Source organism: Methylobacterium frigidaeris, assembly GCF_022179185.1.
GTDB lineage: Bacteria > Pseudomonadota > Alphaproteobacteria > Rhizobiales > Beijerinckiaceae > Methylobacterium > Methylobacterium frigidaeris.
The window spans coordinates 37,384-62,102 of the sequence record NZ_BPQJ01000016.1 but is presented as its reverse complement, the minus strand read 5'-3'; the positions used below and the strand labels follow the sequence as shown (position 1 = coordinate 62,102).

Genomic DNA, 24,719 nt, shown 5'->3' with positions numbered 1-24,719 from the left:
GATGAGCGGCAGCGGCGCGGCCGGGGCCTCGGGCTCCAGCGGCACGGGCAGGAGCGCCGTCTCCGGAAGGGGTGCGTAGGTCAGGGCCAGCATCGGGGCGGGCGCCGGCAGCAGGATCGCGGCCGGCGGCAGGTCGGCCGCAACGTCTCGCTCCACGGCGACGACAGCCTCGGGGACGTCGCCCGCGGGCGCGATCACCGCCGGGACGACCCCCATCGCCGCCTCGACGGCGGGCTCTGGCACGGACGGCAAGTCCAGGGGAGGCACATCCACGGGAGACAAGTCGACGGGGGGCAGGTCTGCGGGAGGCAAGCCCACGAGGGGCACGTCCAGCAGCAGGTCCGCCGTGGGCGCCACATCCTGCGGCACCGCGATCGGTCGCGCGGGCACGGTCTCCGCGACCGGCCCGGCGACAGCAGGCTCGACCAATGGGACGGGATCCTCGTCGGGCAAGGCCTCGGCGGTCGGCTCCTCCGCGACCGGCTCCGGGGCCGGCCGGTTGTCCTGCTCGGCGGCGGTCGGCAGCGGGCGAGTCCAGTCGTGCTGGAGCAGGCGGTCGAGGGTGTAGACGGGGCGCGGGGGCAGGGAACGGAGATGCGAGACGTCGACCGGCACCAGGATCGCGCTGTTCGGGACGTCGAAGACCTGAATCGGCGCGACCGGAGCGTCCGCGACGACGGCCGGCTCCGGGGCCGGCCCATCCGGCGCGGAAGACGCAGTCCCGGCCGACGCGACCTCGGGAGCCGGGGCGGCAGGCTCGGATGCGGCGGATCCGGAGGTGACAGCCTCGAACTCGACGGCCGAGATCGCCGTCGCGCAGACGGCCGCGACCGGTGCCTCTCCGGCCGGGGAGACCGGGGGCTCGGCGACGTCGTGCGCGATCTCCTGGATCACCGCTTGAAGGGTCCCTTGAACGGTCTCCCGAACGACCTCGCGGGTGAACTCCGCGGCGACGGCGTCCACGACCGGCTCCGTCAGCGCGGCGACGGCCTCGGCAGCGGGCTCCTCCGTCGCGACCGGCTCGGCGGCGGCAGCCTCCACGGAGACGGTCGCCTCGGGCTCGGGCGCCGCCTCGCCGGCCGCGATCTCACCCGACATGGTCTCGGCCCGGGCGGTCTCCTCCTGCGGATGGCGCAGGAGATGGTCCGGCGTGCGGGTGAAGCGCACGCCCGGCGGCAGGACGAAGGGCTGGCGCCACAGGGGCACCGCCGCGGCCGCCGCGGCGGCCTCGGCTTCGGCCCGGGCCGCTTCGGCCTCCGCCCGGGCCGCCTCGGCGGCCGCGATCTCGGCGGCGGCGCGGGCGGCCGCCTCCGCCTCGGCGGCGCGCAGGGCCTCCTCCTTCTCCCGCAGGGCCTGCTCGCGCCGGCGATGGCGCGCCTGCAGCACGTGGTCGGGGGTGCGGGTGAAGCGCACCCCGGTCTCGGCGGGACGCTCCGGCTGACGCTCCTGCGGCGACGGCCGGGACTGCGCCTCCGATGCCGCCGCGGACGGCTCCGCGTCGCGGCGGCGGGCCCGGGTCAGAACGGCGCGGGCCGGGCCGGCGGGGGGAATCGGCATGATCCAGCCTCCCTCGGGGACGAGGGCCGGATCCGGCGCCCAGGTGGACGCGGACGACGAGGCGCGGCGCGGCGCCTCCGGGGCGACCATGACCGGCGATGTCGCGAGGAGTTCGGGCTCCGCCGGGAAAACGGGTTCTGCCGGCAGCGGCACGACAGCCTCGGGCAGGGGCGGCCGCGACTCCTGAGGCGGGAAGCCCTGATGCGGCAAGTCTTGGGGCAGAGAATCTTGAGGCAGAGAATCTTGGGGTAGAGAATCCTGCGGCCAGGCCTGCGCCGCGCCGGCAAACTCTCCTGCGCGACGGGCCTGCGCCTCGCCATGGGAAGCGGGCGGCACCGCCGGGGCGGGGCGGGCGGCGGGCGGCGCGGGCCGGGATGGCGCAGCCGAGACCGGCATCGGCGCCTGCATGAGCGCCGGATCCGGCGCCCACCCCTCCGCCGGAGCGGCATGGGACGCCGCGGCGGCCCGCGCCGGGCGCGGGGCGGGGCTGGGAGCCGGAGCGAAGGGGCTCTGATTCCACGGCTCGGGCGGCAGCGCTGGCGTGAAGCCGGGCTCCGGGGCGTCAGGGCGCACCAGGGCGTCGGCCATCCAGCTCGGGGTGGCGCGCCGACTCAAGGTATAGTCCCGCTGGGCGGGCGGGGGCGCGGGGGGGGCGAATCGGCGGGCCAGGAGGGCCCGCAGGCTCATCACCGTCTGGGCGAGGACGCCGAGGGGGCGCTCCCGGCGCTCGGGCGTGCGGAGATGGTCGCGCACCCGCTGGGGCGCGCGCGGCGAGGAGTCGGAGAAGGGTGGCCGTCCCGATTGTCTCATGATGCCGAATGGTGTGTGGGCGGCCCGCGGCCGCGTACGTCGCACCAGTTAGGCACGGCATCGTTAACGCCCGATTAGGCACGGGAGCCGGTACCGGGGCGCGCGCGGCCGCGTTAAGGAGCAGGGGCATTTCCGGCGAGAAGGGGCTGCCAGCACGATGTTCCGATCTCTCTACCGGCACGGTTTCGCCCGCGTCGCGGCCTGCGTCGGCCGCAGCCACATCGCCGATCCGGACGCCAACGCGGCCGAGATCCTGCGCCTGGCGGAGCGCTGCAATGCGGACGGCGTTGCGGTGGCGGTGTTTCCCGAACTCTGCCTGTCGGGTTACGCCCTCGAGGACCTGCTGCTGCAGGAGACGCTGCTGGAGCGGGTCGAGGCGGCGCTGAGCTTCCTCGTCGAGGCCAGCTGCGGGCTGATGCCGGTTCTCGTGATCGGCGCCCCCCTGCGCCACCGCAACCGGATCTACAACACTGCCGCTCTGATCCATCGCGGCCGTCTGCTCGGGGTGGTGCCGAAGAGCTACCTGCCGAACTACCGCGAGTTCTACGAGAAGCGTCACTTCGCCTCCGGCGCCGGGGTGACGGGCGAGACCATCCGGATCGGCGCCACCGAGGCGCCGTTCGGGACCGACCTGCTGTTTCCGGCCGAGGACCTGCCGGGCCTCGTCCTCGGGGTCGAGGTCTGCGAGGACATGTGGATCCCGGTGCCGCCGTCCTCGCTCGCCGCGCTCGCCGGCGCCACGGTGCTCGCCAACCTCTCGGGCAGCCCGATCACCATCGGGCGGGCGGAGAGCCGGTCACTCCTGTGCCGCTCGGCCTCGTCCCGCTGCCTCGCGGCCTACATCTACGCCGCGGCGGGCCCGGGCGAATCGACCACCGACCTCTCCTGGGACGGCCAGACCGCGATCTACGAGGACGGCGAGGTGATCGCGGAAGGACCCCGCTTTCCGGCCGAGCCGCAGGTGACGCTCGCCGACATCGACCTCGACCGCCTGCGCCAGGAGCGGGCCCAGATGGGCAGCTTCGAGGACAATGCCCGGGAAGCCCTGGCGCGCGCGCCGTCCTACCGCCGGGTGCCGTTCCGGCTGGCGCCGCCGGAGACGGATCTGGGCTTCCACCGGACGGTCGAGCGCTTCCCGTTCGTGCCGGCCGATCCCGCCCGCCTCGCGCAGGATTGCTACGAGGGCTACAACATCCAGGTGGCCGGCCTCGCCCAGCGCCTGCAGGCGATCGGCACGCGCCGCGTCGTGATCGGCATCTCGGGCGGCCTCGATTCGACCCACGCGCTGATCGTGGCGGCCCGCGCCTTCGACCAGCTCGGCCTGCCGCGTTCGGACATCCTCACCTACACCATGCCGGGCTTCGCCACCTCGGACGAGACCAAGGGCAACGCCCACCGGCTGATGGCCTCGCTCGGCACCCGTGCGGCCGAGCTCGACATCCGGCCGGCCGCCCGGCAGATGCTCACCGACATGGGCCACCCGTTCGGGCGGGGCGAGGAGGTCTACGACGTCACCTTCGAGAACGTGCAGGCGGGCCTGCGCACCGACTACCTGTTCCGGCTGGCCAACCAGCACGACGCGATCGTGATCGGCACCGGCGACCTGTCGGAGCTGGCGCTCGGCTGGTGCACCTACGGCGTCGGGGACCAGATGTCCCACTACGCGGTCAATGCCGGGGTGCCCAAGACCCTGATCCAGCACCTGATCCGCTGGGTGATCGCGTCGGGCCAGTTCGAGGCTGAGGTCGGCCGCACCCTCGAGGCGATCCTGGAGACCGAGATCTCGCCCGAGCTGGTGCCGGCGCGCGAGGGCGAGACGATCCAGAGCACCGAATCGAAGATCGGCCCCTACGCGCTGCAGGACTTCAACCTGTTCTACACGCTGCGCTACGGCTACCGGCCCTCGAAGATCGCCTTCCTGTCGCTGATGGCCTGGGAGGATGCCGCGCGCGGGCCCTGGCCGCCCGGCTTCCCGGAGGCGAAGCGGGGGGCATATGCCCTGCCGGAGATCCGGGCCTGGCTCGCGGTGTTCCTGCGCCGCTTCTTCGGCTTCAGCCAGTTCAAGCGCTCGGCCCTGCCGAACGGCCCCAAGGTCGCGGCGGGCGGTGCCCTGTCGCCGCGGGGCGACTGGCGCGCGCCCTCCGACGGCAATGCCCGCGCCTGGCTCGACGAACTGGAGCGCAACGTCCCGCAGGGCTGATCCCAGAAACCCCATGGGGGTATAAGCGTTGGTCGGGCCCCGGGGCCGAGACGAGCCCCTCACCGGGAGCCCGACCCCACATGGCCAGCGCCGCGCCCTCCGACACCGACGCCCTGCCGAACGGCCCGCTCGACGAGCGCGCGGTGCATGTCTGCGTCGACATGCAGAACCTGTTTGCCCGGAAGACCGCTTGGCACACGCCCTGGATGGGCCGGGTGCTGCCGCGGGTCCTGCACCTCGCGGCCGCATTGCCGGAGCGCACGCTGTTCACCCGCTTCGTCCCCGCCCGTCGCCCCGGGGAGGGACGGGGCTGCTGGAAGCGCTACTGGGAGCGCTGGGCCGAGATGACGGTGGAGCGGCTTGGGCCGGAGATGGTGGAGCTGGTGCCGGAGCTCGCGGCGCTGACGCCACCCGGCACGGTCATCGACAAGACCGTCTACTCGCCCTGGATGGAGCCGGGCCTGGAGGACGCGCTGCGGGCGCGCCGGGCTGAGACCCTGGTGATCACCGGCGGCGAGACCGACGTCTGCGTGCTCGCCACCGTGCTCGGCGCGGTCGATCGCGGCTACCGCATCGTGCTCGCCACCGACGCGGTCTGCTCCTCCTCGGACGAGACCCACGACGCGATGATGACGCTCTACCGGCAACGCTTCGGCCAGCAGCTCGAAGTGGCGACGATCGATCAGATCCTGCACAATTGGAATTGTTCACAGTTGCCGGCCCGATGATGCGGGGCGGCACCGCGTATCTGGCCGATATCGGCACCTTGTCTCGTGTCGTCCCGCGGTTCCCGGCTCGCACGATTTCGTGATGATGGCCTGTTCTGGGGGTCAGGACCTAGCGTCATGGCCAAGATCGTGGTGGCGCCCTAGGCTGGAGGCTGACATAGTCTCGGCCAAATCAGCCGCTAGCGAATGGACGCCATGGCAGCACCTGCGAGCGGAGGCGATCCGATGCGAAGCTACAACCTGTTCTGCCTGAAGGGACTCGACGGCCTGGTCTGCGCGGTGCCGGAGGATTACGCCGTGCCGGCCTTCGTCACCGAGGCCCGCTGGGCGTTCGGCGGCAAGCTCGACGGCAGCACGCCCGGGCCCACCGGCTTCGATGGCGCGGCCGCCGCGACCGCGGTGCGCTTCAACGGGTTCTACCTCTTCCAGAGCACGTCTCCGGTGCAGGGCTGAGGGACCCGCGTGCCGTGATGCTCCGGCTCCCCGCACGACGTTCGCGTGCCTCCGAGATCGCGGCGAGCATTCCTTAAAGGTCGGCAGGATAGGATTCCCGGCATCCGAACCACGCGAGGCCGAGAGGCTTTCCGCCATGCCCGACATGTCCGAGCTGCGCAGGGAGACCCGCCTGCGGACGTTCCTGAAGGGGCGCATCGTCTTCAACAACGGCAATTCCAGCATGGATTGCCTGGTGCGGGACATCTCCGCCTCCGGTGCGCGGCTGATGCTCAGCCAGACCGCGACGCTTCCGGACGGCTTCGACCTTATCATCCCGGCCAAGGACCGCACCCACAAGGCGACCCTGCGCTGGCGGAAGGCCGACAGCGTCGGCGTGACCTTCGCGGACGAGGCGGCCCACCCGGCGGCGGCGAGCGCGTCCGACACGACGCCGGCGGCACTGCTCGCCCGCATCCGCGAACTGGAGGCCGAGAACGCGTCCCTGCGACGCCAGCTGCAGGAGGCGGAGGCGGTGTTGCTCGATCGCAGCCTCTGAGGCATCTTCCGAGACGGAACCGCTTCGCGGCACGTCCCGCTGCCGGATCCGTGATCTGCTTCCGCTGACGCTGCAGCCGTCCGGGACGGAAACGGATCATGAGTCATCGTCAAGCGCGGGAGCCATGGCCGAGGCGCGCTCACGCGTACCATGTCGCACCGTGATCGGCGCCGCTCAAGAACGGACGAAGGGCCGACCTGGCGACAGGGCGGCCCTTCCATTGCCGAACCGCGGTCCGACCGATCGATCTGTCAGGATCTTACCGATCCTGGAATGTTCGTCGTACGCTCAGGCCGTGAAGCCGGAGGCGACGATCCAGGTCCGGCGCGCAGACGACCGCGGCTGATGACAATGAGACACTGGATCACCTCCTTCCTGTTGTTGCCGATGATCCGAATGTAAGGATTCATCGGCCTCGCGCAATCCATCCCGGGCGCGGCGAAGGGTCCGCGGGAGCGCACCTTGACCTCGGCCTTCGCCCGGTCATCTCCCTCGCATGAAGAACCGTGGCTTCCTCAAGCTCGCCAGCGCCATGACCGTGATGACGCTCGGCGGCGTCGGCTACGCCGCTCACCGACGCAGCCGCAATCCCTATTATCGGGGCCCGGTCAGCGATCATTTCGACGGCGTGCGGTTCTTCTCGCCGGGGCAGCCGCAGGACAAGGACATGGCCGAGCTGGCGCGCTGGCAGCTCGGCGGCGGCCGGGAGGCCTGGCCGGCCCACGTTCCGAGCCCGTTCCCGCAGGACACTCCTCCTGAGCGGGTCGAGGGCCTGCGGGTGGTGCATATCGGCCATGCCAGCCTGCTGTTCCAGGTCGCCGGCCGCAACATCCTGGTCGATCCGGTCTATGCCCGGCGCGCGAGCCCGGTGGGCTTCGCCGGGCCGAAGCGCGCCAACCCGCCGGGCATCGCCTTCGCGGCCCTGCCGCCGATCGACGTGGTGCTGATCACCCACAACCACTACGACCATCTCGACGGACCGATCCTCGCCCGGCTCTGGGCCGAGCACGCGCCGACCTTCGTGGCGCCGCTCGGCAACGACGCGATCCTCCGCAGCTACGATGCGACGATCCCGGTCGAGACCCGTGACTGGGACGGTTCGGTCGATCTCGGCGGCGGGATCGTCGTGCACCTGGTGCCGGCCTATCACTGGTCGGCGAGGGGCGTGAACGACAAGCGCATGGCGCTCTGGTGCGCCTTCGTGCTCACCACCCCGCAGGGCGTGCTCTACCATGTCGGCGATACCGGCTATGGCGACGGGGCGATCTTCCGAGGGGTACGCGAGCGCTTCGGCGCACCCCGCCTCGCCACCCTGCCGATCGGCGCCTACGAGCCGCGCTGGTTCATGCAGCCGCAGCACATGAACCCGGAAGAGGCGGTGCGGGTCTTCCGGGACGTCCAAGCCGAACAGGGCCTGGGTCATCATTGGGGCACGTTCCGGCTCACCAACGAGGGTGCGGGCGAGCCGGCCGAGGCCCTGGCACGGGCGCTCGCGGAGGCGGAGGTGCCGGCGGAGCGATTCCTGGCGTTGCGGCCGGGGCAGGTCTGGGGCGGATAGGCTCCGCCCCGACCAAGCTCAGAGAACGAAGCGGCTCAGAGGATGAACCGGCTCAGATCCGCGTTTTGCGCCAGGCTCTCGACCCGGTCGCGGACGTAGGCCGCATCGATCGTCACGGTTTCGCCCGCGCGGTCGGGTGCCGTGAACGACACGTCGTCGAGCACCCGCTCCAGCACCGTCTGGAGCCGGCGCGCACCGATGTTCTCGACCGAGGAGTTCACGTCGACGGCGACGCGGGCGAGCGCGTCGATGGCGTCGTCGGTGAAGTCGATCGTCACGCCCTCCGTCGCCATCAGGGCGACCGCCTGCTTGGTCAGGCTCGCCTCGGTCTCGGTCAGGATGCGGCGGAAATCGTCGACGGTGAGGGGGCTCAGCTCGACCCGGATCGGCAGCCGGCCCTGAAGCTCCGGCAGCAGGTCGGACGGCTTCGAGACGTGGAAGGCGCCGCTGGCGATGAACAGGATGTGGTCGGTCTTCACCGGCCCGTGCTTGGTCGCCACCGTAGTGCCCTCGATGAGCGGCAGCAGGTCGCGCTGCACGCCCTCGCGCGAGACGTCGGCCCCGGAGCGGCCCTCGCGGGCGCAGATCTTGTCGATCTCGTCGAGGAAGACGATGCCGTTGTCCTGCACGTCGCGCAGGGCCTCCTGTACCACGCTGTCCTGGTCGAGGAGCTTGTCGGATTCCTCGCTGATCAGCGGCGCGTAGGCGTCGCGCACGGTCATCCGCCGCGGCTTGCCCTTCTGGCCGCCGAGCGCCTTGCCGAGCATGTCGCCGAGGTTGATCGCCCCCATGGCGGCACCGGGCATGCCAGGGATCTCGAACATCGGCAGGCCCTGCGGCGCGCCCGCCGCCAGCTCCAGCTCGACCTCCTTGTCGTCGAGCTCGCCGGCGCGCAGGCGCCGCCGGAAGGCGTCGCGGGTGGCCTGGCTCGCGGTCGGGCCGACGAGGGCGTCGAGGACGCGGTTCTCGGCCGCGGCCTCCGCCTTGGCCTGGACGAAGCGGCGCTTCTCGTCGCGCTTCAAGCCGATGCCGACCTCGACGAGGTCGCGCACGATCTGCTCGACGTCGCGGCCGACATAGCCGACTTCCGTGAACTTCGTCGCCTCGACCTTCAGGAACGGCGCCCCGGCGAGCCGCGCGAGGCGGCGCGAGATCTCGGTCTTGCCGCAGCCGGTCGGGCCGATCATCAGGATGTTCTTCGGCGCCACTTCCTCGCGAAGCGGGCCTTGGAGCTGCTGGCGGCGCCAGCGGTTGCGCAACGCGATCGCGACCGCGCGCTTCGCGTCGCCCTGGCCAACGATGTAGCGGTCGAGCTCGGAGACGATTTCGCGGGGGGAGAAGGTGGTCATGGGGATCTTCGCGGAGTTCTTCGCGGGGGCTCGCGGCCGGATGCGGGGGTGAGGGACGAGCGGGCAGCCGTCAGGCGGCGTCCAGGCTCTCGATCACCAGGTTGCCGTTGGTGTAGACGCAGATCTCGGCGGCGATCCGCATGGCGCGGCGCACGATCGCCTCGGCATCGAGGTCCTGCTCCTCCAGCGCCCGGGCGGCGGCGAGGGCGTAGTTGCCGCCCGACCCGATCGCCATCACGCCGCCCTCGGGCTCCAGCACGTCGCCGGCGCCGGAGAGGAGCAGGCTGACGTCCTTGTCGGCGACCAGCATCATCGCCTCGAGGCGGCGCAGGTAGCGGTCGGTGCGCCAGTCCTTGGTCAGCTCGACGCAGGCGCGGGTGAGCTGGCCCGGATACTGCTCGAGCTTGGCTTCCAGCCGCTCGAACAGCGTGAAGGCGTCGGCGGTGGCGCCGGCGAAGCCCCCGATCACCGACCCTTTGGCCAGCCGCCGCACCTTGCGGGCGTTACCCTTGACGATGGTCTGGCCGAGGCTGACCTGCCCGTCGCCCCCGATCACCACCCGGCCGCCCTTGCGCACCATCAGGATCGTCGTCGCATGCATGCGGGGGGCGCCCCCCGCGTCGTCGTTGGCCAAGGATGTCTCTCCGGACAGGCTGTCGCGTCGTGCTGCGGCGTAGGTGGGGGTTGCGGGAGCGTTCGTCCAGCATGACGCGGGCAGGCGTGGCGATCTGGATGCCCAGCCGGTTACATGACGCAGGGTGATGCGAGAGGACGATGCCGTAAGAACGTTGGGCGTGGTTCTTCACACCACCACAACCGCCGAGAGCCCGCGCCATGCTGATCGTGTTCGGTGGTCTGCCAGGAACCGGAAAGACGACCATCTCCCGCAGGCTCGCCCGCGCCCTCGCGGCGATCCATCTGCGCGTCGACATCATCGAGCAGGCCATCCGGGATTCGGGCGTGCCGGCGGACGCTGTGGGCGCGGCCGGCTACGCGGTGGCGCAGGCCCTCGCGGAGGCGAATCTCGCGGACGGGCGGGTCGTGGTGGCCGATTGCGTCAATCCGGTCACTGCTAGCCGCGAGGGATGGCGGGCGGTGGCCGCCCGCGCCTCGGTGCGGCTGATCGAGGTCGAGGTCGTGTGCGCGGATCCGCAAGAGCATCGCCGCCGCGTCGAGGAACGGGTGTCGGACATTCCCGGCCTCGTCCAACCGTCGTGGGAGGCGATCCTGCGCAGCGGCTACGAGTCGTGGGACCGGCCACGCCTCGTCATCGACAGTGCGGCCTCATCGCCCTCGGAGGCGGTCGCCGCCGTGCTCGGGATAGCGGCGCAAGACCGATCGTCATGAGGCCTGCGCGCCGGACGATGCGGGCCGTCCTTCCTGACGGATGCGTCCAAACCGCGGCACGCCTCGGCTCTCGCCTCGGCCATGGTCTCTCACCGGCGCGGCCCACTCGAGGTCTTAGCGGACCAGCTTGCGCAACTCTTCGGTCGCGTCGTCATATGGGTGCTGGCCAAGGTACCGTCTCCCACCCGGTTCACGTTACTTGGCACGCTGCTCGGCCGGCACACATCGTGCCAGGCGAGCGGCACTGCCGCGATGAGACGCCACATTGATCCGTCATGGAGCTGCCAAACGCTGCGGACCCGTGGCCGGCGGCCGTCCGGCGTCTCCATCGGTTCCACCTCGGGATGGGCGGGATCGAAACCGAAAGTCATGAAGAACCGCGCTTTCGGGCCGCCCTGGGATGATAGACGTTCAACGAATAATGAACGAGCTTGCTGCCGGGCACCTCGAGGGCAGGCTTCCACCCGTCCTCGCTCAAGGCACCGAGCGCCCGACACGGGCGAGATCGGCAGCCTTCACCGTCGCGAACGCCCCCATCGGCTCCGGAAACTCGACGTCGTAGGACTCGCCCCGCTCCACACGGCGACGACCGTACCTTCCGTGACGGCAGCGATCGTGTCCCCGTCGTCGGTCGTCACGTCGGCCATGACGCGCACGTCGTCGAGTTCCCGGAGCAGGGCACCGGGATCGGCCTTCCGCAACGTGCAGGACACTTCGATCGACATGCGGGCAGGCTACCGCATGGGCGCGGCTGTGCAAGCCACCCCTACACCACCACCGTGACCGCCTCCGCCGCCCGGGTCAGCGCCGTGTAGAGCCAGCGCGCCCGGTGCTCGCGGAAGGCGTAAGATTCGTCGAACAACACCACCTTGTCCCATTGCGACCCCTGCGCCTTGTGCACGGTGAGCGCGTAGCCGTAGGTGAACTCCTCCGTCTCGCGCCGCAGGATCGCCGGCACCTCCTCGTCGCTGCCGGCGATCACCGAGCGCAGAACCCGGATGTCCTGGGGCTTGCGGCGGAGCGCCGGATCGTCCTCCGGCACCACGTCGAGGCGCACGAGGTCGGGGCGGGGGGCGGCGCGCAGCGCCTGGACGGTCCAGGTCGAGCCGTTGAGCAGGCCCTTGGTGCGGTCGTTGCGCAGGCAGACCAGCTTCTCGCCCACGGCCGGCATCGGGTCGGCATGGCCGATCAGCTCGCGGATGCGGCCGTTGTAGAGCCGCCGCGTGCGGTTGAGGCCGACCAGCACCTGGTCGGCGGCGAGCACCGTGCCGGGGTCGATCTCGCGGCGCGGGATCACCCGGCTCTCGCCGTAGGTCCCGTAATCCAGGCGTCCGCCCTCGCGCACCGTCATGGCGAGGCGCACGATCGGGTTGTCGGCGGCCTGGCGGTGGACTTCCGTCAGCATCACGTCGGGCTCGGCCTCGGTGAAGAAGCCGCCGCCCTTCACCGGCGGCAGCTGCGCCGGATCGCCGAGCACCAGGACCGGCGTGCCGAAGGAGAGCAGGTCGTTGCCGAGGTCGCCGTCGACCATCGAGCATTCGTCGATCACGACCAGGGCCGCCTTGCTCACCGGCCCGGTGCGGTTGAGGGTGAAGGCCGGCCCACCCTCGGTATCCTCGCGGGTGCGGTAGATCAGGCTGTGGATGGTCGAGGCGTCGGGGCAGCCGCGGGCGCGCATGACCGAGGCCGCCTTGCCCGTATAGGCGCAGAACAGCACCCCGCCCTCGACATCCTCGGCGAGGCGCCGGGCCAGCGTCGTCTTGCCGGTTCCGGCGAAGCCGAACAGGCGGAAGACCTGCGGGCTGCCGCGCTTGAGCCAGTCCGACACCGCCTTGAGCGCCGCCTCCTGCTGCGGTCCGATGCCGCTCACGGCGCCTTCCCCACGGTGCGGCGGGCCTGGAAGGGTGCGGCCGGCGGCGCCTCCTTGCGGCGCAGGATCGCCCGGAACTCGTCGCGGCGCTCGTGAATCGAGGCGATCACCAGCCCCATCGGCACCCCGACATCGACCAGCACCGCTTCCGAGAGCTGGAGCGAGGCCTCGATCGTCTCCGGCACCGCGTCGTCGACACCCATCTCGTAGAGGGCGGTGGCGTGGCGGGCGTCGCGGGCCCGGGCGACGATGGTCAGGTCCGGCCGCTCGGCGCGCGCTGCCGCCACCACCGCCTCGACGGCGCGAGGCTGGTCGAGGGTCACCACCAGGGCGCGGGCGGTGTCGATGCCGCAGCGGCGCAGCAGGTCGGGATTGGCCGAATCGCCAAAATAGACCGGGTTGCCGAGGCGGCGCTGGTCGGAGACCCGGGCGGCGTCCATGTCGAGGGCGATGTAGGGCACCTTGTGGCGGGCCAGCATCTCGGCGACGAGCCGGCCGACCCGGCCGTAGCCCGCGACGATCACCCGGCCGGGCTGGCGCTCCGCCGGCGGCGGCTCGGCCCGAGCCCGGCCGAGGGCGGTCCGGTCGATCCGCCGGCCGAGGCGGCGGGCGAGAGCGGCGAGGCCGGGAATCATCACCATCGTGGCGGTGGTGACGACGAGCGCCGCCTGGCCGAGATCGTCGGGCACGAGGCCCGCGGCGAGCGCGCTGCCGACGAGCACGAAGGCGAACTCGCCGCCCGGCCCGAGCAGCAGGGCGGATTCGAGCGCCACCGCCCGGGGCAGGCGCAAAGCCGTGCCGATCGCCACGATGACTCCGCCCTTGAGGACGAGGAGCCCGAGGGCCAAGCCTAAGATGGTGAGCGGCGTCTTCATCAGCACCGCCGGGTCGATGCCCATGCCGACCGAGACGAAGAACACCCCGAGCAAGAGGCCCTTGAACGGGTCGATCGTGGCCTCGATCGCCCGGCGATACTCGGTCTCGGCGAGCAGCAGCCCGGCCACGAAGGCGCCCAGCGTCATCGACAGGCCGCTCGCCGCCGCGACCAACGCCGTCGCCGCGATGACGAGGAGGCAGGCGGCCATGAAGAGTTCGGGGCTGCGGGTGCGGGCGACGAGCTGGAACAGCGGCCGCAGGCCTAAGCGTCCGGCGCCGACGAGGAGCGCGAGCGCCACCGCGGCCTGGCCCAGCGCCAGGGCGAGGCCGGTCACTGCGTCGCTGTCCTTGCGGCCGAGCACCGCGATGGCGAACAGCACCGGGGCGACGGCGAGGTCCTGGAACAGCAGCACCGCGAAGCTCGCCCGCCCGGCCGGCGTGTTGAGCCGCTTCTGCTCGGCGAGCACCGGCAGCACGATCGCGGTGGAGGAGAGCGCGAGCGCCAGCCCGACCAGGATCGCGGCGGTAGGCGGCACCTCGAGCGCCATCAGCACCGCCCCGACGAGGAGGCTCGACACCACCACCTGCAGCGAGCCGAGGCCGAAGACGAGGCGGCGCAGGATGCGCAACCGCTCCCAGGACAGCTCGACCCCGATCATGAACATCAGGAAGACCACGCCGAGCTCGGCGAGATGCGCGATCTCGGTGCGGGTCGAGATCGTCACGGCCCCGAGCCACGGCACCGTCTCGGTGAGGCGCCCGAGGCCCGACGGCCCGAGGAGGGCGCCGGCGCCGATGAAGCCGAGGACCGGGCTGACGCGCAGGCGATGGAACAACGGCACCACGATCCCGGCGGTGACCAGGAACAGGATGACTTCCTTGTAGGAGCCGGACGCGGCGTGCTCGGTCATCGGGAGCGGCGGGGCCTTGTCAGATTGCGGATGGGGGCAGCCCCGCCGCAGAGGGCGCAGCCGGGGCACGGGCGGCCATCATGCGGAGGGGGCCCGTCGGGGCAAGCCAAAACGGGCCGGAGCCGGCGCATTTCACCCCAGGGTGGCCAGCGCCGCCTCCAGGTCCGCCGCCAGGTCCTCCGGATGCTCGATGCCGATCGAGACCCGGATCGTCGCGTCGGTGACGCCGAGGCGATCGCGCACCTCCTTCGGCACTCCCGAATGGGTGGTCGAGGCCGGGTGGCTCGCGAGCGATTCCGTGCCGCCCAAGCTCACCGCCAGCTTGAACAGCTGCAGCGCGTTGAGCACCCGGAAGGCTTCCGGTTCGCCGCCCGCGACGTCGAACGAGAAGGTCGAGCCCGGGGCGGCGCATTGCGCGGCGTAGACGCGCGCCGCGCCGGAGCCGGGTTCGAGGTGGCCGAGATGGTGCAGCTTCGCCACCTTCGGGTGGGCGCGCAGCCGCTCGGCGATGATCTCGCCGTTGCGGTTGGCCTTCTCCATTCGGAGGGTCAGGGTCTCCAGCGAGCGCCCGAGCATCCAGCACGAATGCGGGTCGAGCTGGGTGCCGATCGCCGAGCGCAGGAGCCGCACCGGCTTCATCCGGGCCGCCGAGCCTAAAGCCGCCCCGGCGATGAGATCGGAATGGCCGCCGACATACTTCGTCAGCGAGTAGACGGAGATGTCGGCGCCGTGGCGCAGGGGATGCTGGAAGAGTGGGCCGAGCAGGGTGTTGTCGCAGACCACCACCGGCGCCTGCCCGCCCTGCCGGGCGCCGATCCGGTCGGCCGCCTGGCGCACCAGCGCGAGGTCGACCAGAGTGTTGAGGGGGTTCGACGGCGTCTCGACCATCACGACGCTGACGCGCCCGCCGCCCTTCTCCGCCAGGGCCTCGGCAGCCTGGGCGGCGGCCGTCACGCTGCCTTCGTCGGTGCCGTCCTGGAAGCCGACCGCACCGATGCCGAACCCCGCCAGCGTCTTGGCGATCAGCGTCTCGGTGCCGCCGTAGAGCGGCTGGGAATGCAGCACCACGTCGCCGGGCCGGGCATGAGCCAGGATCACGGTGGCGATCGCCGACATCCCCGACGAGAACAGGAGGGCGGCCTCCGCCTCCTCGAACACCGCCAGGCGGTCCTCGACGATCTCGCTGTTGGGGTGGTTGAAGCGGGAATAGACCAGACCCGCCGCCTCGCCGGCCGGCGGCTCGCGCCGCCCGGAGACGTAGTCGAAGAATGCCTTGCCGTGCTCGGCGGAGGTGAACACGAAGGTCGATGTCAGGAAGACCGGCGGCTTCACCGCCCCCTCGGAGAGGGCGGGATCGTAGCCGTAGCCGACCATCAGGGTCTCGGGCGTCAGGCGGCGGTTGCCCAACCTGTCCTTGTGGTAGCGATCCTTGTGGTAGCGGTCATCCGACATGCGGGGCCTCGCTCCGGTCTGGCGACGCCGTCGCGCGGCGTCGGTTCTCGGCGCGACGACCGCGCCGCAAGCCAGTTCTAACGCGATCCACGGCGTTTTGCGGTGCGTAAACCACCACCCGGACGCTGCGCCGCGGCAAGCCCCGCTCGCAGAGGGCGCATTTTCGGCGCAAAACCCGCATAGCGTGAAGGATTGAGATTCCGTGTACGCGGCTGCTCCCGGGCGGCCGGACGAGGAGCCGAGATGGGCCGACAGCCTCCCGATCGGGTGGTGGTGCGCGAGAAGCGCGCCTGGACCGACGAGACCGATGCCTGGAAGCAGGACCGGGCGATCCGCAAGGGTTACCGCATCCGCTGGGGCTACGTCGCCATCGCCTACCTGGTCGAGGCGCTGGTGATCTGCACCTCGCTCGCCGGGGCCTGGTTCTTCGCCGAGACCTATGCCGACCGCAACGACCAGAGCTTCTGGTTCATGCTGCTGGCACCGATCGTCTACGCGGCGATCGAGCTGTGCCGGGTGCCGCTCGGCATCCTGATCCGGGTCCAGCGCGACTGGCTGATCAAGGGCCTGGCGATCGTCGGCATCGTGATGGCGGCGGGCGTCACCACCAAGTCGGTGTCGCAGCTCGGCGAGATGATGTTCCATCCCCGCCTCGCCGAGGCCTCGAAGGCCCGCACCACGCTGCGGGAGGCCGAGGCCGACCGGGGCACGATCGACAACCGCATCGCCCAGGCCGACGCCCGGGTGGCGCAGTACACGGCGGAGGCCGCGGCGCTCGAGAAGCGCGCCACCGAGGCCTCGGCCCAGCTCGCCGGCCTGCCGGGCCAGCGCTGCGAGCGGCTGTCGGGCACCAACAGCCGCGGCAAGCGCTACAACTACCTGCGCTGCGTCACCGATCCGCGCACCGCCACCATCGCGGGCAGCCTGAAATCCGCCGGCGACGAGCGGGCGGTGGTGGCCAAGAACCTGACGGAGGCCCGCGCCGCCCGGGCCCAGCTCGACCGCGCCGCCGCCGACCGCCGGGTGACGGAAGCCGAGGGCGCCTACCGCGACGCGGTGCGGCGCTCGCAATTGCACTCCTTCACGGCGATGGTCTACGGCGCCGATCCGATCGACGTCACCGACCAGCAGGTCCACGCCTTCCTGCGGATCTTCGTCTTCGCGCCGGCTTTGTGCGCTGCCTTCGCCTCGACGTTGCTGGCGCTCTGCGCCGTGCAGGTGCGCAAGACCTATCGCGACGAGGACGACCTCGACGCGATGATGCAGCCTGAGGGCGTGCCGCTCCTCCTCAACCAGATGGCCGAGAGCGCGACCCAGATCCAGGACGCGCAGCGCGCAATGCGCGAGGCCGCGGTGGCTTCCGGCGCCGCGATCCCCCTCGACCAGCGCCGCTCGCCGACCGTGCCGCAGGCCGGCACGCCCCCGGCACCGCCGGCGCGCGACGACGACCGCATCGAGAGGCCGAGACCGTGAGCTACCTCGCACCGGGCACGCCGGAGAACGTCGCGCTCGCCCAGCACGTCAACGGGCGCCTGCGGGCCGAGGCCCGGATCTCCAACGCCCGCGCCTTCCTGTTCCGGGCGATCGGGCTCGGGGCGTTCGTGGGGCTCGCCGGCGCCGGCCTCGGCGCCGCCTTCTACGGCTACGCGACGATGAACGAGGTCGGGAACGCCTCCGACAAGCTCGCGAAAGCCCTCACCCAGGCCCTTGAGACCACGACGCTCAAGACGAGCGGAGAGGTCCGGCTCACCGACAACACCCTCAAGATCGAGGGCGGGGTGCCGGCGGCGGCGAAGGGCCGTCCCGACGTCTCCTCGCTCACCGGCAACCAGGGAAAGACCGAGGCGCCCGCGAGCGCCGCGGCCGCCGTGCGCACGAGCTTCACGGTGTTCAAGACCGTGCCCTATCTCGACGGCTCGATCGTCACCGGCTGGAACTTCAAGGGCGACGAGCAGAAGCCCGAGAAGCAGTACTGCTACGTGACGAGGCCCCAGACCTTCGGCGACGGCGCCACCTCGAACCAGACCACCGTGGCGATCGACGGCGAGCTGCTGCCGCAGCCGGCCCGCTCGGAGGTGAATTTCTCGGTGATCGCCCGCAGCTGCGTGTGGTTCGATCCGTCGAAGCTGTGAGGAGGGCGGGGCTCGCCAGCGCGGCTTTCGCCGCATAGGTTCGGGACAATTCCCGAACGACAGGACTGACACGAGCCCGATGCGCTTCACCGGAACCGAGAGCTACGTCGCCACCGGCGACCTCACCGTCGCGGTCAACGCCGCCATCACCCTGGAGCGGCCGCTCCTCGTCAAGGGCGAGCCGGGCACCGGCAAGACCGTGCTGGCGGAGGAGATCGCCCGCGGGCTGAACGCCCCGCTGCTGACCTGGCACATCAAGTCGACCACCAAGGCGCAGCAGGGCCTCTACGAGTACGACGCGGTCTCGCGCCTGCGCGACTCGCAGCTCGGCGACCCGCGGGTCTCCGACATCGCCAACTACATCCGGCGGGGCAAGCTGTGGGAGGCCTTCACGGCGCCCGAGCGGCCGGTGCTGCTGATCGACGAGATCGACAAGGCCGACATCGAGTTCCCGAACGACCTGCTGCTCGAACTCGACCGGATGGAGTTCCACGTCTACGAGACCGGCGAGACCGTGCGGGCGGAGCGCCGGCCGATCGTCATCATCACATCGAACAACGAGAAGGAGCTGCCGGACGCCTTCCTGCGCCGCTGCTTCTTCCACTACATCAAGTTCCCGGACGCCGACACGCTGAAGGCCATCGTCGACGTGCATTACCCGGGCATCAAGCAGCGCCTCGTCGAGGAGGCCCTGCGAATCTTCTTCGAGGTGCGCGAGGCGCCGGGCCTGAAGAAGAAGCCCTCGACCTCCGAACTGCTCGACTGGCTCAAGCTCCTGATGGCGGAGGATATCGGCCCGGAGCAGTTGCGCGAGCGCGACCCCCGCAAGCTGATCCCGCCGCTGCACGGGGCGCTCCTGAAGAACGAGCAGGATGTCGGGCTGTTCGAGAAGCTCGCCTTCCTGAGCCGCCGCGAGGGACGCTAGAGCGATGCGCCGCCTGATCCTGCTCCGCCACGCCAAGTCCGACTGGCCGGACGGCGCGTCCGACATCGACCGGCCGCTCGCTCCCCGCGGGCGTGAGGCCGCCCCCAAGATGGCGGCCTACCTGGCGGCGGAGGGGCTGATCCCCGACCGGGTTCTGGTCTCGCCGGCCCGGCGCACCCAGGAGACCTGGGACCTCGTCAAGCCGGCTCTCGGGGCAATGCCGGACGAGACCGTGCCGCAGATCTACGAAGCGCCGGTCTCACGCCTGCTCGACGTGGTGCACTCGATCCCGGACGAGGCCGCGACCGCCCTGATGATCGGCCACAATCCGGGCTTCCAGGACCTCGCTCGGCTCCTCGGCAAGCCGGGGGAGGAGCGGCGGGCACTCACCAAGAAGTATCCGACGGCGGCGATCGCGGTGATCGACTTAGCCGTGGAGTCGTGGGCCAAGGTCGAGGCCGGGGACGGGACGGTCGAGCGGTTCGTGACCCCGAAGAGCCTGGGGCACGGCGAGGACGAGTGAGCGCGGGACGCGGCGAACCGGATCGCTCCGGAGCCGTTTGAGAGAGCCGATCCTTGAACGGAGACCCGCGGGCCCCGTGATCCTCACCGCCTTCCTCAGCTTGAGCCTCGCGGCCGGCCCTGCCACCAATGCAGCTGCCGCCCTGGTGCGGGACAGCGCCGCGCGCGTCGGTGACGGGCTCGCCGCCGCATCCGCCCTGGCGGCGCCGGCGCGCGAGACGCCGGTCTACCGGCCCGAGGCGCGGGCGGTGTCGAACTGGCGCAGCGAGACGAAGGACGGGCTCCTGCCGCTCTCCCTCGCCTGGACCGCCTGGGCGGTGCCGAGCGACCCGGCCTTCGTGGCGCGCTGCGTCAAGCTCAACAATTACTGGTGCATCAAGCGGGCGCGCTGGGACGGCGAGATCGGCGGCGACCAGGAGGGCCATACCGGCTTCGCCACGGCCGGGCAGGGGGCCGACGCCGCGGTCTCGCTGCTCCGACGCTATTACGGCGAGTACGGGCGCCGCTCGGCCCTGGCGATCGTCCGGCGCTGGGCGCCGGCCGAATGCGCCGCCCCCGCCGTGGCGCGGGTCGCCGCCCCGGGACGGGCGGCCGCGCCCGCCTCGCCAGCGCTGGCCGCCCTGGCGCCGCAGGGCATCGGCCGCACCCTGCGGGCGCGCTTCCTCGCCGGCCACGGCCGCGGCGGGGCGCCCCGGCGGGTGGCGCGGTCGCCGGCGCGCGGCGTCTCCGCGCCCGCCCGGCCCGCCGCCGGCAATGCCATGCGGGTCCAGCCCTGGTCGGCGCTAGCCCGGATGCAGGGCCGTCCGCGCCAGCCTTTGCGGGCCGTCAGGGCGGCCCCGCTCCCGACCATCGCCACCGGCATCGGCGAGGCGGCGCGCCCGTCCGCCGCCATCGAGCCCGGCCGGATCCTCGACGGCGCGCGCCTCGCCGCGGAGGCCGCCGCGCTGCCGACGCTCGCCGTCGCCCCGGCCTCGTCCCTGCCGCTGGCCCTGCGGCCGCCCGCACCGCTCTGCGGCTCCGACGAGATCCGCATCCAGAACTACGCCGCCCGCATCGCCGGCAGCGTCGGCGTGAAACCCGGGGACGACCTCGGCCTGTTCACGCCGGAGGGGCATGCCACCGAGCGCCTCGCTCCGGTGCTGCTGGCGATGTCCTCGGTCGAGCTCGGGGCGCTGCGGGCGAGCCCGGCCCTCGTCGCCGCGGCGATCGCTCGGGCCGAGGCCGAGCGCGGCGCGGAGCGCCGGCAGGCCGAAGCCGTGCCGTAGCTCTTGCCGTAACCCTTGCGGAAGCCTCCCCGCCGCGCCACCTCCCGGATCACGATGAAGCGAGAGCGTACCGCGTGCCCCTGACCGACCTCGCCGCGCGTGCCGGCTCCCTCGCCAAGTCCGTCACCGAGGCCACGCGCTCCCTGGCGGAGGCCTCCAACGACCTGCTGGTCCAGCCGACGGTGCGGCTCGGCGTCACCGGCCTCGCCCGCTCAGGGAAAACGGTGTTCACCACCGCGCTCGTGCACCAGCTCACCGGCCTCCACCCGCTGCCGGCGCTTCGCGCTTCCCAGGAGGGCCGCCTGCGTCGGGCGCGCCTGGTGCCGCAGCCCGACGACGCGGTGCCGCGCTTCCCCTACGAGGACCATCTCGCGGCGCTGACCGAGGCGCGCCGCTGGCCGCGCTCGACCGACCGGATCAGCCAGCTGCGCCTCGAGGTCGATTACGAGCGCAAGAGCGGCTGGCGCACCGGCCCGGCGAGCCTGATGGTCGACATCGTCGATTACCCCGGAGAATGGCTGCTCGACCTGGCGCTGATCGAGCAGACCTACGAGGGCTGGTCGCGGGAGACGATCGCCGCCGCCCAGCGCCCCGGCCGGGCCGCGATGGCGGCGCCCTGGCTCGCGTCCTTGAGGGCGCTGGACCCGAACCAACCCCTCGACGAGATCGTGGCCGAGCGGGCGAGCGAGGCGTTCAAGGTCTACCTCGCCGCCGTGCGCGCCGGCCCCGAGGCGGTGGCGACCACGCCGCCGGGCCGCTTCCTGATGCCGGGCGACCTCGCGGGCTCGCCGGCGCTGACCTTTGCCCCCCTGATCCTGAACGGCCCGGTCAACCCCGACAGCCTCGGCGGGCTGATGCAGCGCCGCTTCGAGGCCTATAAGCACCGGGTCGTGACGCCGTTCTTCCGCGACCATTTCCAGCGCATCGACCGGCAGATCGTGCTCGTCGACGTGCTGGCGGCGGTCGATGCCGGGGCGGCGGCGCTCGCCGAGCTGGAGGAGGCTCTGGACCGGGTGCTGATGAGCCTGCGCGTCGGGCGCAACACCCTGCTGTCGCGTTTCTTCGCGCCGCGGGCCGACCGGATCCTGTTCGCCGCCACCAAAGCCGACCACCTGCACCATGCGAGCCACGACCGGCTCGACGCGCTCCTGCGCCTCCTCGTCGCCCGTTCCCTGCGGCGCACGGAGGCCGCGGGCGCCCATGTCAGCACCCAGGCGCTGGCTTCGGTCCGCTCGACCCGCGAGACGGTGGTGCATGACGGGCCGAGCGCCTTCAGGGCGGTGGCCGGCACGCCGGAGGCGGGCGAGAGCATCGACGGCGAGACCTTCGATGGCGAGACCGAGGCCGCGATCTTCCCGGGCGAGCTGCCCGAGCGGCCCGAAGCCGTGCTGGAAGGGGCGGTTCCCCCGGGCTCGCTGCGCTTCCCGCGCTTCCGCCCGCCACCCGTCTCCCGCGACGCCCTCGGCCGCCCGGGCCGCCTGCCGCAGATCCGCCTCGACCGCGCCCTGCACTTCCTGATCGGCGACCGCCTGGCCTGAGGGCTTTCGATGACCGACACGCCCACTCCGAAGCCCCGCGCCTTCCGCCTGCCGCCCACCGGCACGGAGACCATGACCGCCCCGCCGCCACCCGGCACCGAGACGGCGTTGCCCGACGGAATCCGGGTGGTGGAGGAGCCGTTCGAGATCGTCGAGGCCGCCGACGGCGTCGCCGTGCCGGTGGCGCCGCGCTCGCGCGCGCCCTGGGCGACCTTGCTGCTCTCGGCGCTGGGAGGCTTGGCCTCGCTCGGAATCGGGCTCGCGATCGAGCGCCTGATCGCCGATCTCTTCTCCGCCGCGCCCTGGCTCGGCATCGTGGCGCTGGTGCTGCTGGCTGTGGCGGTGGTGGCGCTCGCGGCCATCGTCTGGCGCGAGGTGGCGGGCGTGCTGCGCGAGCGCCGCATCGAGGCCCTGCGCGAGGAGGCCCTCGACGCGCTGCGATCCCGCGATCACAGCGCCGCCAAGGCCGTCGTGCGAAAGCTGTCCGGCCTCTACGCCGAGCGGCCGGCGGCCGGTGCAGCACGGGCGCGGCTCGCCGCCCTCGACGACCAGATCCTCGACGTCGAGGACAGGATCGGCATCGCCGAGGCCGAATTGCTCGGCGCCCTCGACCGCTCCGCCAAGGCGGCGGTGGCGGAGGCCGCGAAGCAAGTGTCGGCGGTAACGGCCTTGAGCCCGCGGGCGATCGTCGATGTCGGCTTCGTGATCTTCGCCGCCGTCCGGTTGCTTCGCCGCATCGCCACCATCTATGGCGGCCGGCCTGGCCTGTTCGGCTTCCTGCGCCTCGCCCGGGCGGCGCTCGCTCATCTCGCGGTCACCGGCAGCGTCGCGGTCGGCGACAGCCTGGTGCAGCAGGTGCTGGGCTTAGGGGTCGCCGCGCGGATCTCGGCCAAGCTCGGAGAGGGCGTGCTCAACGGCCTGATGACGGCGCGGTTCGGGCTGGCGGCGCTCGCCGTGTGCCGGCCGTTGCCCTTCACCCGGGAGCCGGCGCCGCGGCTGGGGGATGTCGCGGGGGAGTTGCTGCGGGGCGGGGGTGATGCGGAGGGGCGGGACGGATCACGCTAGGAGCGGGACCAAAACGGCGAGATGAAGGGCGGCGCTCGGCCCTGTCAGGAAATCTGTCCGCTCGTCGTGCGCCGGGGCTCGGACGACCAAGTCCGTCCTCCGCATCCGGGATGACGGGACAGGCAAGCGCGTGCCGAGGCTCCGTCCGGGGGCCTCCGCTGCCCTTGCACGGCTCTCCCTTCATCCGGCCCGCTCAACGTCCCGAGAGGCTGCCGACCCGCTCCGCCGCAAAGCGCTCGCGCAGCCAGGATGCGGCAGGCCCGCAGGGCCGCTGCTTGTGCCAGACCAGCTCCAGGGCGATGGGCCAGTCGCCCTGGTCGAACTGAAGGTCCGGCGTGACGAGGTACGGCGCGGTGAGAGAGGCGGCGATGACGTGATCGGTGACGAAGGCCCAGCCGATCCCGTGCTTCACCATCTCCAGGATCACCCAGTGGCTCTCCACCCACCACACCTCGGCGGCGACCCGCAGGCGGCGCTTCTCCGGGCCGTCGCTGCGGGCGGCGACGAGGATCTGGCGGTGGCGCTTCAGTTCCTCCCACTCCACCCGCGCCTTCGCGAGCGGGTGGTCGCGCCCGCAGACGAGCTTGAGCGGCACCCAGCCGATGGTCTGGAAGCCGAGTTCCGTCGGCAGGACCTCCTGGCGCCACATCACGCCGAGATCGGCCGCGCCCGACTGCACCATGCGGCTGACGTCCTCCATCAGCGGGAACAGCAGTTCCAGCTCCACGAAGGGGAAGGCCTGAGCGAACTCGGCGAAGAGGGCGCCGAGCGCGTGCTCAGGGTAGAGTTCGTCGATGGCGACCACCAGCCGGTTCTCGACCCGCTGCTCCAGGCTGCTCGCCACGCCGATCAGGTGCTCCCGCCGTTCGAGCACGACCCGGGCCTCCAGCAGCAGCCGCTCCCCCGCCGGGGTGAGAACCGGGTTCCGACCCGTCCGGTCGAACAACGTCAGGCCCAGATCCGCCTCGAGGTTCGCCACCTGCGTGCTGACGGCCGACTGCGCCTTTCGCAAGCCACGGGCCGCGCCGGAGAAGGACCCGGCCTCGGCCGCTGCCACGAAGGCCTGGAGCTGGTCGAACGAGACGGCCATCCATCTGATTCCGAGATATGTCCCAACTTGCCGACCGGAGCATCGCAGATAGAAGGCGGCCGACCAAACCGACCTTTCGGAGCCAGATCATGCGAAGCACGCGCGACCGCATCCGCCACGCCCTCCTGTTCGAGATCGTCGGCCTCGCGCTCATCATCCCGCTCGGGACCGTGCTGTTCGGGCTGCACGCCTCCGAGATGGGCGCGATCGGTATCGGCAGCGCCGTGACCGCGACGGCGTGGAACTACGTCTACAACCTGGGCTTCGATCGGACGATGCAGCGGCTCACCGGGACTACACGCAAGAGCCTCCCCCTTCGGTTGGCTCACGCCGTGCTGTTCGAGGCCGGGCTGCTCGTGATCCTGCTGCCGCCGATCGCGTGGTATCTCGGGATCGGCCTCGTCGAGGCCTTCGTCATGGATATCGCGATCGCCCTCTTCTACGTGACCTACGCCTTCGTCTTCAACTTGGCCTACGACTGGGCCTTCCCACTGAAGAGCTGGGGCGAGGTCGTGGCGGAGCCGTGCCGCTGA

At 71.7% G+C, this 24,719-nt stretch carries 20 protein-coding genes; 14 read left to right on the top strand and 6 right to left on the bottom strand.

The genetic code is table 11. The features are described 5' to 3' along the window. Positions 1 to 2,524: 2,524 nt before the first annotated feature. From MFF64_RS17680 to MFF64_RS17660, 5 genes are all read left to right on the top strand, one after another. Positions 2,525 to 4,567 (top strand): NAD(+) synthase, encoded by a 2,043-nt coding sequence (locus tag MFF64_RS17680; protein ID WP_099899249.1) that lies wholly within the window; start codon positions 2,525 to 2,527, stop codon positions 4,565 to 4,567. Between the two features lie 80 nt (positions 4,568 to 4,647). Beyond that, a complete protein-coding gene (locus tag MFF64_RS17675; protein ID WP_099899247.1) occupies positions 4,648 to 5,295 on the top strand; it encodes a cysteine hydrolase family protein in 648 nt (215 codons plus the stop codon). A gap of 225 nt (positions 5,296 to 5,520) precedes the next feature. After that, positions 5,521 to 5,748, top strand: coding sequence for a hypothetical protein (locus MFF64_RS17670; protein ID WP_099899245.1), 228 nt, complete (start codon positions 5,521 to 5,523; stop codon positions 5,746 to 5,748). A gap of 145 nt (positions 5,749 to 5,893) precedes the next feature. Continuing rightward, complete coding sequence (locus MFF64_RS17665; protein WP_099899251.1) at positions 5,894 to 6,286, top strand: PilZ domain-containing protein; 393 nt, start codon at positions 5,894 to 5,896, stop codon at positions 6,284 to 6,286. Positions 6,287 to 6,782: 496 nt separating this feature from the next. After that, positions 6,783 to 7,844: an MBL fold metallo-hydrolase gene (locus MFF64_RS17660; protein ID WP_238191772.1), complete on the top strand. Its 1,062-nt coding sequence runs from the start codon at positions 6,783 to 6,785 to the stop codon at positions 7,842 to 7,844. A gap of 35 nt (positions 7,845 to 7,879) precedes the next feature. Here MFF64_RS17660 and hslU read toward each other — a convergent pair whose 3' ends face one another. Next, on the bottom strand, positions 7,880 to 9,193 hold the full coding sequence (hslU, locus tag MFF64_RS17655) for an ATP-dependent protease ATPase subunit HslU (protein WP_099899241.1): 1,314 nt from the start codon (positions 9,191 to 9,193) through the stop codon (positions 7,880 to 7,882). Positions 9,194 to 9,263: 70 nt separating this feature from the next. Next, complete coding sequence (hslV, locus tag MFF64_RS17650; protein ID WP_048467276.1) at positions 9,264 to 9,794, bottom strand: ATP-dependent protease subunit HslV; 531 nt, start codon at positions 9,792 to 9,794, stop codon at positions 9,264 to 9,266. Positions 9,795 to 10,027: 233 nt separating this feature from the next. Between hslV and MFF64_RS17645 the strand changes: the two genes are divergently transcribed. Continuing rightward, entirely contained in the window at positions 10,028 to 10,540 is a 513-nt protein-coding gene (locus MFF64_RS17645; protein WP_099899239.1) for a P-loop nucleotide/nucleoside kinase family protein, read from the top strand. 766 nt (positions 10,541 to 11,306) lie between these two features. Here MFF64_RS17645 and MFF64_RS17640 read toward each other — a convergent pair. From MFF64_RS17640 to MFF64_RS17630, 3 genes are all read right to left on the bottom strand, one after another. Next, complete coding sequence (locus tag MFF64_RS17640) at positions 11,307 to 12,410, bottom strand: ATP-dependent DNA helicase (protein ID WP_238191770.1); 1,104 nt, start codon at positions 12,408 to 12,410, stop codon at positions 11,307 to 11,309. Then, positions 12,407 to 14,197: a cation:proton antiporter domain-containing protein gene (locus tag MFF64_RS17635; protein WP_099902344.1), complete on the bottom strand. Its 1,791-nt coding sequence runs from the start codon at positions 14,195 to 14,197 to the stop codon at positions 12,407 to 12,409. Before MFF64_RS17635 ends, MFF64_RS17640 begins: the two co-directional genes overlap by 4 nt. Positions 14,198 to 14,329: 132 nt before the next feature. Next, complete coding sequence (locus tag MFF64_RS17630; protein ID WP_238191768.1) at positions 14,330 to 15,649, bottom strand: cystathionine gamma-synthase family protein; 1,320 nt, start codon at positions 15,647 to 15,649, stop codon at positions 14,330 to 14,332. Between the two features lie 243 nt (positions 15,650 to 15,892). Between MFF64_RS17630 and MFF64_RS17625 the strand changes: the two genes are divergently transcribed. The 7 genes from MFF64_RS17625 (at position 15,893) to MFF64_RS17595 (ending at position 23,096) form a co-directional block, all read left to right on the top strand. Further along, entirely contained in the window at positions 15,893 to 17,122 is a 1,230-nt protein-coding gene (locus MFF64_RS17625; protein ID WP_238191765.1) for an ATPase, read from the top strand. Then, a complete protein-coding gene (locus tag MFF64_RS17620; RefSeq protein WP_099902003.1) occupies positions 17,119 to 17,781 on the top strand; it encodes a hypothetical protein in 663 nt (220 codons plus the stop codon). The genes MFF64_RS17625 and MFF64_RS17620 overlap by 4 nt, the downstream gene beginning before the upstream one ends. A gap of 79 nt (positions 17,782 to 17,860) precedes the next feature. Beyond that, the gene (locus tag MFF64_RS17615; RefSeq protein ID WP_238191763.1) at positions 17,861 to 18,706 is read left to right on the top strand and encodes an AAA family ATPase; all 846 of its coding nucleotides are present in this window, start codon (positions 17,861 to 17,863) and stop codon (positions 18,704 to 18,706) included. A gap of 4 nt (positions 18,707 to 18,710) precedes the next feature. Continuing rightward, positions 18,711 to 19,229, top strand: coding sequence for a SixA phosphatase family protein (locus tag MFF64_RS17610; RefSeq protein ID WP_099905590.1), 519 nt, complete (start codon positions 18,711 to 18,713; stop codon positions 19,227 to 19,229). 76 nt (positions 19,230 to 19,305) lie between these two features. Then, complete coding sequence (locus MFF64_RS17605) at positions 19,306 to 20,493, top strand: hypothetical protein (RefSeq protein ID WP_099905588.1); 1,188 nt, start codon at positions 19,306 to 19,308, stop codon at positions 20,491 to 20,493. Between the two features lie 74 nt (positions 20,494 to 20,567). Beyond that, positions 20,568 to 22,031, top strand: coding sequence for a YcjX family GTP-binding protein (locus MFF64_RS17600; protein ID WP_099905586.1), 1,464 nt, complete (start codon positions 20,568 to 20,570; stop codon positions 22,029 to 22,031). A 9-nt stretch (positions 22,032 to 22,040) separates the two neighbouring features. Continuing rightward, positions 22,041 to 23,096 carry a YcjF family protein gene (locus MFF64_RS17595; protein WP_099905584.1) on the top strand — a complete coding sequence of 352 codons (1,056 nt, stop codon included), beginning with the start codon at positions 22,041 to 22,043 and terminating at the stop codon, positions 23,094 to 23,096. A gap of 193 nt (positions 23,097 to 23,289) precedes the next feature. Here the strand turns inward: MFF64_RS17595 and MFF64_RS17590 are convergent, their stop codons facing one another. Then, a complete protein-coding gene (locus MFF64_RS17590; protein WP_238191761.1) occupies positions 23,290 to 24,186 on the bottom strand; it encodes a LysR family transcriptional regulator in 897 nt (298 codons plus the stop codon). Between the two features lie 89 nt (positions 24,187 to 24,275). On the opposite strand from MFF64_RS17590, the gene MFF64_RS17585 reads away from it, so the two are divergent. Continuing rightward, a complete protein-coding gene (locus MFF64_RS17585) occupies positions 24,276 to 24,719 on the top strand; it encodes a PACE efflux transporter (protein ID WP_099907346.1) in 444 nt (147 codons plus the stop codon).